At 62.7% G+C, this 9,831-nt stretch carries 10 protein-coding genes and 1 pseudogene; 5 read left to right on the top strand and 6 right to left on the bottom strand.

What is annotated here, in order from left to right; genetic code table 11:
* Window positions 1-423 (top strand): FxsA family protein (locus tag EN879_RS12580; protein WP_164774388.1); only part of this gene is annotated, 423 nt, incomplete at its 5' end.
* 130 nt (window positions 424-553) lie between these two features.
* Window positions 554-1,054: a protein-export chaperone SecB gene (gene secB, locus EN879_RS12575; protein WP_127274072.1), complete on the top strand. Its 501-nt coding sequence runs from the start codon at window positions 554-556 to the stop codon at window positions 1,052-1,054.
* A gap of 120 nt (window positions 1,055-1,174) precedes the next feature.
* Here secB and dnaQ read toward each other — a convergent pair whose 3' ends face one another.
* From dnaQ to EN879_RS12550, 5 genes are all read right to left on the bottom strand, one after another.
* Window positions 1,175-1,876: a DNA polymerase III subunit epsilon gene (dnaQ, locus tag EN879_RS12570; RefSeq protein ID WP_063169604.1), complete on the bottom strand. Its 702-nt coding sequence runs from the start codon at window positions 1,874-1,876 to the stop codon at window positions 1,175-1,177.
* A gap of 210 nt (window positions 1,877-2,086) precedes the next feature.
* A complete protein-coding gene (gene coaE / locus EN879_RS12565) occupies window positions 2,087-2,686 on the bottom strand; it encodes a dephospho-CoA kinase (protein ID WP_063169603.1) in 600 nt (199 codons plus the stop codon).
* A complete protein-coding gene (locus EN879_RS12560) occupies window positions 2,683-3,525 on the bottom strand; it encodes a shikimate dehydrogenase (RefSeq protein WP_063169602.1) in 843 nt (280 codons plus the stop codon). The genes coaE and EN879_RS12560 overlap by 4 nt, the downstream gene beginning before the upstream one ends.
* Complete coding sequence (locus tag EN879_RS12555; protein ID WP_063169601.1) at window positions 3,518-4,117, bottom strand: Maf-like protein; 600 nt, start codon at window positions 4,115-4,117, stop codon at window positions 3,518-3,520. Before EN879_RS12555 ends, EN879_RS12560 begins: the two co-directional genes overlap by 8 nt.
* A gap of 238 nt (window positions 4,118-4,355) precedes the next feature.
* Window positions 4,356-5,177, bottom strand: coding sequence for a pyruvate, water dikinase regulatory protein (locus tag EN879_RS12550; RefSeq protein ID WP_013528729.1), 822 nt, complete (start codon window positions 5,175-5,177; stop codon window positions 4,356-4,358).
* A 405-nt stretch (window positions 5,178-5,582) separates the two neighbouring features.
* On the opposite strand from EN879_RS12550, the gene hemE reads away from it, so the two are divergent.
* The 3 genes from hemE (at window position 5,583) to rho (ending at window position 8,645) form a co-directional block, all read left to right on the top strand.
* Entirely contained in the window at window positions 5,583-6,614 is a 1,032-nt protein-coding gene (gene hemE, locus EN879_RS12545) for a uroporphyrinogen decarboxylase (protein ID WP_024504092.1), read from the top strand.
* Window positions 6,614-7,150, top strand: a complete 537-nt coding sequence (hemJ, locus tag EN879_RS12540; RefSeq protein ID WP_024504091.1) for a protoporphyrinogen oxidase HemJ — start codon at window positions 6,614-6,616, stop codon at window positions 7,148-7,150. The genes hemE and hemJ overlap by 1 nt, the downstream gene beginning before the upstream one ends.
* A 229-nt stretch (window positions 7,151-7,379) precedes the next feature.
* The gene (gene rho, locus EN879_RS12535; protein WP_013528732.1) at window positions 7,380-8,645 is read left to right on the top strand and encodes a transcription termination factor Rho; all 1,266 of its coding nucleotides are present in this window, start codon (window positions 7,380-7,382) and stop codon (window positions 8,643-8,645) included.
* 203 nt (window positions 8,646-8,848) lie between these two features.
* On the opposite strand, the pseudogene EN879_RS12525 reads toward rho, so the two are convergent.
* Window positions 8,849-9,831, bottom strand: a pseudogene (locus EN879_RS12525) (thioredoxin domain-containing protein); the annotation flags it as partial.

Raw genomic sequence — 9,831 nt, 5'->3', positions numbered from 1 at the left:
GAGGTCGGCGCGCTGGCGACGGTAGGCCTCGTGCTGGCCTCGAGCATCGCCGGCGTGCTTTTGCTCCGATACCAGGGTTTTGGTGTCATGGCCCGCATCCGCAACGAGATGGCCGCCGGCCAGAACCCCAGCCGCCACCTTGCGCACGGCGCCATGATCGTGGTTGCGGCGATCCTCCTGATCATCCCCGGCTTCATCACCGACATTATCGGCCTGCTGCTGTTTCTGCCGCCGTTGCGCGACTTTGCCTGGAGCCGGTTCAAGGGCCGCATTGTCGTCGCCACCGATTTCTCGACCGGCGGTTTTCGTGGCCGCCAGCGCGACAGGGTCATCGACCTCGAAGACGGCGACTATTCGCGCGAGGACGATCTGAAGCGCGGCCCGGATCACAACTCGCCGTGGCGTCGCCTGAAGGACGATTAGCGCGCCGTCCCATCTCCATGCCGCAGCCGGGAAGCAAGGCGGCAAACCTTGTCTTGTCATCCCCGCCATGGTAGCGAACGCCCGATTTCAATTCGGTCAGCGACGCTGCCCAGGCAAGAGGACAAGGCTTATGGCCAGCAAAGATGACGCGCCGGTCGGCGCAGCCAACGGAAACGGCAATGCGGCGCAGCCGTCGCTCAACGTTCTGGCGCAATATGTGAAGGACCTGTCCTTCGAAAGCCCCGGCGCGCCGAATTCGCTGCGCGGCCGCGACAAGGCGCCGGGCATCGCCATCAATGTCAACGTCAACGCCAACCCGCTCTCCGACAAGCAGTTCGACGTCAATCTGACGCTCAACGCCAAGGCGTCCTTCGACCAGGAAGTGCTGTTCAATGTCGAGCTGGTCTATGGCGGCGTGTTCGCCATCGCAGGCTTTCCGCAGGAACACATGCTGCCGATCCTGTTCATCGAATGCCCGCGTCTTTTGTTCCCGTTCGCCCGCCAGATCATCGCCGAGGAAACCCGCAATGGCGGCTTCCCGCCGCTGATGCTCGACCCGATCGACTTCGCGCAGATGTTCCAGCAGAAGCTGGCGGAGGACCAGGCGTCGTCGAAGGTCCAGGTGAGCTGAGGGCTGCCTGCCACGGATTGTGAAAAGCCCGGCCTTGCGCCGGGTTTTTTTGTTTTGGGCGGGACGATTGAGGCGCCGGCAGGGCAGAGGGGGGCGCCAAGGATCGCCAACGGGACGATTTTAGTTCCCGTGAACCTTCAGCCACAGCGCCTTTTCACCCAATGTCCCGACCATGCCGGCGTGCGCGGCACGTTCGGCTTCTGTCACGCGCGGCGGCAGTGGCGCCGGGCGCGGGGCGACGACGATTTCGATCTGGCGGACATTCTCGCCCTGGGCCGGCGCGGTGGCGCTGTCGAGGATGAGGGCCGCCTGCTTGCCGCCGATCAGCTCGATATAGACCTCGGCCAGCAATTCGGAATCGAGCAGGGCGCCGTGCTTGGTGCGCTTGGTGTTGTCGATGCCGTAGCGCCGGCAGAGCGCATCGAGCGAATTAGGACCCATCGGGTGCTTGCGGCGCGCCAGCGCCAGCGTGTCGACGACGACGCCGTTGTCGATGACAGGGTGACCCAGCCGGCCGAATTCGACGTTGAGGAAGCCGACATCGAAAGTGGCGTTGTGGGCGACCAGCTTGGCGCCGTCGGTAAAGTCCAGCCACTCCTGCACAATCTCGGCAAAGGTCGGCTTGCCCGCGAGGTCCGCCGCGCTGATGCCGTGCACCGCCTGTGCCTCGACATGGATCGCTCGGCCTTGCGGGTTGATGTAGTGGTGGAAGGTCCTGCCGGTCGGGAAACGGTTGACCAGTTCGACGCCGCCCAGCTCGATCACGCGGTCGTCGCGCGAATCGAGGCCGGTGGTTTCCGTGTCGAAGATGATCTCACGCATCGAATCAGTCGCTCCAAAGGAGCAGAATCGTGAGAGCGGAACAAAATGGCAATGAGAAACTATGATGGCCAGGGCAATCGCACAGGTTTGCGCCGCCCCTCATCGCCCTGCACCTTTCCTCTCCCCCGTCGATCGGGGGAGAGGTGTCGAGCGAAGCCGGCAGGCAGATAAGCGGCTCTCACATCGACAGCTGGCGGTCGAGCGGTGGGCTCAACCACCTGGCTTGCCAACCCCTATCAGCTGGCTGATGATTGCAGCGACCTCCGCCCGCGCGGCGTCCATCCCCTGGCCGGTGTCGACGATGAAATCGGCCTGACGGCGTTTTTCCGCGTCCGGCACCTGCTTGGCCAGGATCGACGCCAGCTTTTCCTCCGTCATGCCCGGCCGCGCCAGCACGCGTTCGCGCTGGGTCTCGGCCGGGGCGGTGACGACGACGACCTTGTCGACGCGGTTGCGGCCGCCGGTTTCGAAGAGCAGGGGGATGTCGAGGACGGCGATCGGCGCGCCTGATCCACGATGCCTGGCCAGAAAGGCATCGGCATCGGCGCGCACCAGCGGGTGGATGATGGTTTCCAGCCGCTTCAGCGCCGCGGCATCGCCGAGCACGCGCGCGCCAAGTTTGGCACGATCGACCATGCCGGCGGATGTGGTGCCGGGAAAGGCGGCCTCGACCAGGGGTGCTGCCTTGCCGGCATAGAGGCGATGCACCGTCTCGTCGGAATCGTGGACCGGCACGCCGGCGTCAGTGAACATCCTGGCTGTGGTCGACTTGCCCATGCCGATCGAGCCGGTGAGGCCGAGCACGATCATGGCTTCGGCACCAGATCGGCGACGATCAGGGCCCGAAGTTCGGCCGTCACCCGCGGCCTGATGCCGAACCAGCGCTCGAAGCCAGGCACGGCCTGATGCAGAAGCATGCCGAGACCGTCGACCGTCTTCAGATTTCGCGCTCGGGCGGCCGCAAGCAGCGGCGTCTCCAGTGGCACATAGACGATGTCGGTGACGATGGCATGGTCGGGCAGCCGGGCGGGATCCGCCGACAGGCCTTCATTGCCATGCATGCCGAGCGCGGTGGTGTTGACCAGCAGGCCGGCATCGCCGAGCAGTTCGTTGGTCGCCGCCATGCCATGCGCCGAGACACCGGTGCCGAAACGATCGCGCAATTCCTGCGCTCGGGCCAGAGTGCGGTTGACGATGCGAATGTCGGCAACGCTGCGCTCCTTCAGCGCATGGATGACGGCGCGCGACGCGCCGCCGGCGCCGAGCACCACCGCCGGACCCTTGCTTGCCCAGCCCGGTGCATGATCGTCGAGGTTGGCGGCAAAGCCGTGACCGTCAGTGTTGCCGCCCCACAGGATGCCGTCCTCGAACCACAGCGTGTTGACGGCGCCGATTTCTTGCGCCGCCTGGTCGCGGCGTTCGGCCAATGCGAAGGCCGCTTCCTTGTGCGGGATGGTGATGTTGCCACCGCGGTAATTGTTTGCCTGCAATGTTTCCACGAACACGGCAAAGTCTTGCGGCGCGACATCGATGGCCTGGTAGCTTCCGTCGATGCCATGTTTGGCCAGCCAGTGACCATGGATCTTCGGCGAGCGCGAATGCTTGACCGGATGGCCCGACACGAAGGCTTTTTTCGACGCCTCAGCCATCGATCGCCCCCAGGTCTCGCAGTTCGGCCAGCAGCGGCAACAGCGGCAGGCCGACAATGGTGAAATGATCGCCCTCGATTTTCTCGAACAATTGAATGCCTTCGCCTTCGATCTGATAGGCGCCGACGCTTCCCAGCGCCTTGGCACCGACACGGGCGAGATGGCGCCCGATAAAGGCGGGATCGAGCTTGCGCATGGTCATCGAGGCGATGCCGACATGCCGCCACAGAACCTTGCCGTCGCGAACCAGCACGGCGGCGCTGTTCAACTGATGGGTCTTGCCCGACAGCGCCAGCAAATGACGGCGGGCACCCTCCATGTCAGCCGACTTGTGGAACACCTCGTCGCCGAGCGACAGCGTCTGGTCGCAGCCCAGCACCAGGGCGCCCGGCCTGCGCTCGCTGACTTCGGTCGCCTTAGCCTCGGCCAGCACCAGGGCGACGTCCTCGGGCGAGACGCCGCTATCCTGCAAAGGCGACTCGAGCGCGCGCTCGTCGACATCGGCCGGCACCGCCTCGACATCGACGCCGGCATTGACCAGCATCGCCTTGCGGAACGGACTGCCGGAAGCAAGGATGAGTTTTTCGATCATGCTGATTCACCCATGTTGGCGCTCCGTCACGCACCCCTCATCCGACCGAGCTTCGCTCGGCCACCTTCTCCCACAAGGGGAGAAGGGAAGTCCCGCGCGTACGCCGCTGCAAATCGCCAACTGGCGGTATCTTGCGGAGACGACGGTGCCACGTTCTTCCTTCTCCCCTTGTGGGAGAAGGTGGCCTCGCGAAGCGAGGTCGGATGAGGGGTGCTGGTGCTCACTTATCTTACCTGCCCTATCTATTCTTCCCCCGCAGGGCAACGATGGCCGCCGCCGTTTCCTCGATCGAGCGGCGGCTGACGTCGATCATCGGCCAGCCATGGCGCGTGCAGATCTTGCGGGCGTAGGCGAGTTCTTCGCTGATCGCCGCGCGGTCGACATAGTCTGATGCCTCATACGAGCTGCTGTTGCCGAGGATGCGGTTTTGCCGGACGTGCGAGATGCGCTCGGCGGTGGCGATCAGCCCGACGATGAGCGGCTTGCTGGCGGCAACCAGGCTTTCCGGCACCGGCACACCGAGCACGATCGGGATGTTGGCGGTCTTGATGCCGCGGTTGGCGAGATAGATGCTGGTCGGCGTCTTCGACGTGCGAGAAATGCCGATCAGCACGACATCGGCATCGTCCATGTTGAGCGGCAGCTGGCCGTCATCATGGTCCATGGTGAAATTGAGCGCGTCGATGCGGCGGAAATATTCGGCGTCGAGAACATGCTGGGCGCCGACGCGGCGGCCGGCGGGGGTGCCGAGATAGGACTGGAACACGGTCAGCACCGGCTCCAGCACCGACACACAGGGCAGGCCCATGGCCGCGCAGCGCTCGTCGATGCCGCGCGCCAGCTTCTGGTCCACGACCGTATAGAGGATGATGCCCGGCTCTTCCTCTATATCCTCGAACACCTTCGCCACCTGCTTTTCGGTGCGGATGAGCGGATAGATATGCTCGATGGCGCGCGCATCCTTGTATTGTGCCGAAGCCGCCCGGCCGGCGGCGAGCAGCGTTTCGCCGGTCGCGTCGGAAATCAGGTGCAGGTGGAAGAAGCTCTGGGGTTTGTTCACAGGGGGTCACCTGGGGCTGTGGGCTTCTGTGGATAAAGCGGGATGAAAAGAGGGGGCGGTCGGAGGCGACTGTATCAGATGGCAGTTTGTCCACAATTCGATGCGCTGTCAGCTTCGTCGGGCGACTGGGGACAAGTTTGGGGACGGCTTTTTTCGCCTACAGTCCGTCCACAGGACCTGCCTTTCACCGCTCTGCCTAACGCTTTGACTCGATTGATCGATTCCGACCTATCCCCAGAACCCTACATCTGGGAAAAAGAAGCACGCGACAATATGTTGGCTGGTGTTTTCCGGGGCAAAGCGGGACAGGTGGCAATCACCAGAACCAACAGACTCTTAGAATCAGAAGAATCTTAGATATAAGAATCTTTGATTATAGAAGAGGCCGGAAGAAGCGAGCGCTCGATGCCCCAGAACCGGATCATGCTGGATGTCCTGAAGGGCAAGGCTCATTTTCCGCCTCCGCTCTGGATGATGCGTCAGGCAGGGCGTTATCTGCCGGAGTATCGGGAGACACGCAGGCGAGCAGGCTCGTTCCTCGATCTCTGCTATGATCCAGACCTTGCCGTCGAAGTGACCTTGCAACCGATCGAGCGCTTCGGCTTCGATGCTTCGATCCTGTTTTCCGATATCCTTGTCGTTCCGCATGCGCTTGGCCGTGACGTCCGTTTCGAAGAGGGCAGAGGGCCGCTGCTGACGCCGATCACCGCGCCGCAGATTCTGGCTCTGGAAGGCAAGGTGTTTCACGTGAATCTCGAACCGGTCTACGAGACGGTTCGCCGGTTGCGGGCCAAATTGCCCGACGAGACAACCCTGATCGGCTTCTGCGGCGCGCCGTGGACGGTGGCGACCTACATGATTGCCGGCCATGGCACGCCCGACCAGGCGCCGGCGCGGCTTTTTGCCTATCGCGAGCCGGTGGCCTTTCAACGATTGCTGAAGGTGCTTGCCGAACATTCGGCCGCCTATCTCATCCGCCAGATCGAGGCGGGCGCGGATGTGGTGCAGATTTTCGATTCCTGGTCCGGCGTGCTGGACGATGAAACTTTCGATTTGTTCTGCGTTCAGCCGATGGCCGAGATCGTTGGCCGGGTGCGGGCGGTTTATCCCGATGTCCCGATCATCGGTTTTCCCAAGGGCGCCGGTTCGCGCTACCGGACCTATCGACAGAAGACCGGCGTGACGGCGCTGGGGATCGACTGGACGGTGCCCCTGATCGCGGCGAAGGAATTGCAGCGCTCGGGTGCGGTTCAGGGCAATCTCGATCCCTTGCGGCTCGTCGCTGGCGGCAAGGCGCTGTCGGATGGCGTCGAGGCGATCCTGAGAGCGCTGGGAGACGGGCCGCTGATCTTCAACCTCGGTCACGGCATCACGCCGGAGACGCCGATCGCCCATGTCGAGGCGATGGTGAAACAGGTGCGGAGCGCGACACGCTGATGGCTCAGATGAACAACACGAACAGCACCGGCCAGGCGATGATGCGCATGATATCAGGTATCGCCGTGCTGATCGTTTTCACCGCGCTTTTGTATTTCGCGGCACCCGACAGTTTTTACCCCTGGGCCAAGGCGATCCATATCCTCGCCGTCATCTCGTGGATGGCGGGCATGCTCTATCTGCCGCGGCTGCTGGTCTACCACACCGATGCCGAGAAGGGCTCGGTGCAGTCGGAAACCTTCAAGGTGATGGAGCGGCGCCTGCTGCGCGGCATCATCAACCCGGCGATGATCGTCACCTGGGTGTTCGGCCTGTGGCTCGCCTGGAAGGGTTTCGGTTTCCAGGGCGGCTGGCTGCACGCCAAGATCGGAGCGGTGCTTTTGCTGTCCGCCGTTCATGGCTATCTGGCCGGCGCGGTGCGCAAATTCGCCGAGGACCGTAATGAAAAACCGGCCAGGCACTGGCGGATGGTCAACGAGATCCCCACATTGCTGATGATCGCAATCGTCATCCTGGTGGTGGTCAAGCCGTTCTGATGCATGTCGCTCAAAAACGGCCAGGAGACTGCGACAGGCATTGATGCGTTTAGGCCTTCATAGGCCATGCAAAACGCAGCTTGCTCTTTCACCCGACCGACGATAAAAGACGGGTCTTCCTTCCCGTCATGCGCCGCCCCTCGTTGTTTTCGGCCGCGCCCGGCATTTGTCGCATCCCGCCGATATTTTCCCAAAGCCTACCCAGACTCCATCTATTCAAGGTCCGTCTATGCAAGAAATGAAACTCGCCGAGTTCAAGAACAAGAAACCGCCAGAGCTGATCGCTTATGCCGAATCGCTCGAGGTCGAAAACGCCAGCGTCATGCGCAAGCAGGAGCTGATGTTTGCGATCCTGAAGAAGCTGGCCGCCCAGGAGATCGAGATCATCGGTGATGGCGTGGTCGAGGTGCTGCAGGACGGTTTCGGCTTCCTGCGCTCCGCCAACGCCAATTACCTGCCAGGTCCCGACGACATCTATATTTCACCGTCGCAGATCCGGCGCTTTTCGCTGAAGACCGGCGATACTGTCGAAGGGCCGATCCGCAGCCCGAAAGAGGGCGAGCGCTATTTCGCGCTGCTCAAGGTCAACACCATCAATTTCGACGATCCCGAGAAGATCCGTCACAAGATCCACTTCGACAATCTGACGCCGCTCTATCCGACCAAGCGGCTGAAGATGGAGATCGAGAATGTCACCACCAAGGACATATCGGCCCGTGTGATCGACCTGGTGGCGCCGATCGGCAAGGGACAGCGCGCCTTGATCAACGCGCAGCCGCGTACCGGCAAGACGGTTCTGATGCAGAACATCGCCCACTCGATCACCGCCAACCACCCGGAATGCTATCTGATCGTGCTGCTGATCGACGAGCGGCCGGAAGAAGTGACCGACATGCAGCGCTCGGTGAAGGGAGAGGTGATCTCCTCGACCTTCGACGAGCCCGCGGTGCGCCACGTGCAGGTCGCCGAAATGGTCATCGAGAAGGCCAAGCGCCTGGTCGAACATGGCCGCGACGTCGTCATCCTGCTCGATTCGATCACCCGTCTCGGCCGCGCCTACAACACCGTCGTGCCGTCATCCGGCAAGGTGCTGACCGGTGGTGTCGACGCCAACGCGCTGCAGCGGCCGAAGCGCTTCTTCGGCGCCGCCCGCAACATCGAGGAAGGCGGTTCGCTGACCATTATCGCCACCGCGCTGATCGATACCGGCAGCCGCATGGACGAAGTCATCTTCGAAGAGTTCAAGGGCACCGGCAACTGCGAAATCCAGCTCGACCGCAAGGTGGCCGACAAGCGCATCTATCCGGCCATGGACATCCTGAAGTCCGGCACCCGCAAGGAAGACCTGCTGGTTTCCAAGCAGGACCTGCAAAAGATCTTCGTGCTGCGCCGCATCCTGGCGCCGATGGGAACCACCGACGCGATCGAGTTCCTGATCGACAAGCTGAAGCAGACCAAGACCAATGCGGATTTCTTCGATTCGATGAACACGTAAGGGGATGGGGTAGCGATCCTTCGCGCCCCCCTCTGCCCTGCCGGGCATCTCCCCCTCTAGGGGGGAGATTACGCCCTTGGTCGTTTTCGGCAATTATCAACGCCGTAAGGTGAACGGAACAGCGAAGCTGCCGATCTCCCCATTTTGAGTGGGCGATGGCCGGTAGGCCAGAGGGGGGCGTCTCTCGCCGGCGGTTAGCAAAACTATCGCCGTCGCAACAATCGCTCGAGCTCTTCAGCATCCGTCACCGCCGGCAAACAAACCTGCCCCGTGCACAACCATGCACCTGCCTTGTCGGTCGGCGGCAGGATTCCACCGGGTAGCAAGGATCGATTCGCTGCCGTACCGATCGGCACGACGATGTCGATGCGGCGCGGGTCCGGGTTTCGATTCGCAACCGGAACGAGCTTTGGATCTGTGAACTCATCCACCAACACCAGCTTGAGCGGCTCGATCGCCAGCGCGCAGGCATTGACGATGCCGGCCTGGCCATAGGCCTGCTGCGCCGCGCGGCCGGCGGCATGCTCGGCGACGTGCCAGGCTCTCTCCTGCAGCTCGAGATTGCCGGTGACGGAGGCGAGCCTGACCAGCGCCTCGATGATCTGGCCGGTGGCGGACGGAATGGCTTCGTCGACATCGCCGCGGATGCGGATCGGCACGTCGGTGCTGTCGGAAGCAGTCAGGTAGTAACCTGTCTTCTCGGCGTCGGCGTGCCAATGCTCGAGCTGCTCGACAAACTGGCCGGCCTGGTCGACATAGCTCCAATTTCCAGTGGCCTCGAACAGCGAGATCGCTGCGTTGGCCATGGCGGCATAGTCGCTGGACAAAGCAGGGAACAGTTTTCTGGCACCGAGCATCGAATGCGGCAGGCGGCCGTCGCGGCTGGCAGCGCTGATATGGGCAAGGGCCTTTGCCGCCGCATCGATCCAGTCAGGCCGCGCCAGCGCCCGGCCGGCCTCGGCAAGCGCCGCGATCATCTGGCCGTTCCAGTCGATGAGGGTCTTTGCGTCAAGGCCGGGCCTGACCCGCTCTTCCCGGACAGCAAGGAGTTTCGCCTTGAGCGCGCTGATCTCTTCGCGGTGGATCACATATTGCGATTGCTGGGACCAGGTTTGGTGGACGACCGGCTCGCCTTCCCAGCCATGCGGGCTGGAGAGCGTGAAGTGCTTGAAAAACAATGCGGAAT

It is taken from the genome of Mesorhizobium sp. M7A.F.Ca.AU.002.02.1.1, from assembly GCF_003998535.1.
In the GTDB taxonomy this organism is placed as follows: domain Bacteria; phylum Pseudomonadota; class Alphaproteobacteria; order Rhizobiales; family Rhizobiaceae; genus Mesorhizobium; species Mesorhizobium ciceri.
This window is presented reverse-complemented; position numbering and strand designations above follow the sequence as displayed.

Bases quoted from the DNA above. Each gene is read 5' to 3' on its own strand.
- EN879_RS12560 (WP_063169602.1), bottom strand. From the start codon at position 3,525: ATGGCTGAGGCGTCGAAAAAAGCCTTCGTGTCGGGCCATCCGGTCAAG.
- rho (WP_013528732.1), top strand. From the start codon at position 7,380: ATGCAAGAAATGAAACTCGCCGAGTTCAAGAACAAGAAACCGCCAGAG.
- secB (WP_127274072.1), top strand. From the start codon at position 554: ATGGCCAGCAAAGATGACGCGCCGGTCGGCGCAGCCAACGGAAACGGC.
- coaE (WP_063169603.1), bottom strand. From the start codon at position 2,686: ATGATCGTGCTCGGCCTCACCGGCTCGATCGGCATGGGCAAGTCGACC.
- EN879_RS12555 (WP_063169601.1), bottom strand. From the start codon at position 4,117: ATGATCGAAAAACTCATCCTTGCTTCCGGCAGTCCGTTCCGCAAGGCG.
- hemJ (WP_024504091.1), top strand. From the start codon at position 6,614: ATGGCTCAGATGAACAACACGAACAGCACCGGCCAGGCGATGATGCGC.
- dnaQ (WP_063169604.1), bottom strand. From the start codon at position 1,876: ATGCGTGAGATCATCTTCGACACGGAAACCACCGGCCTCGATTCGCGC.
- hemE (WP_024504092.1), top strand. From the start codon at position 5,583: ATGCCCCAGAACCGGATCATGCTGGATGTCCTGAAGGGCAAGGCTCAT.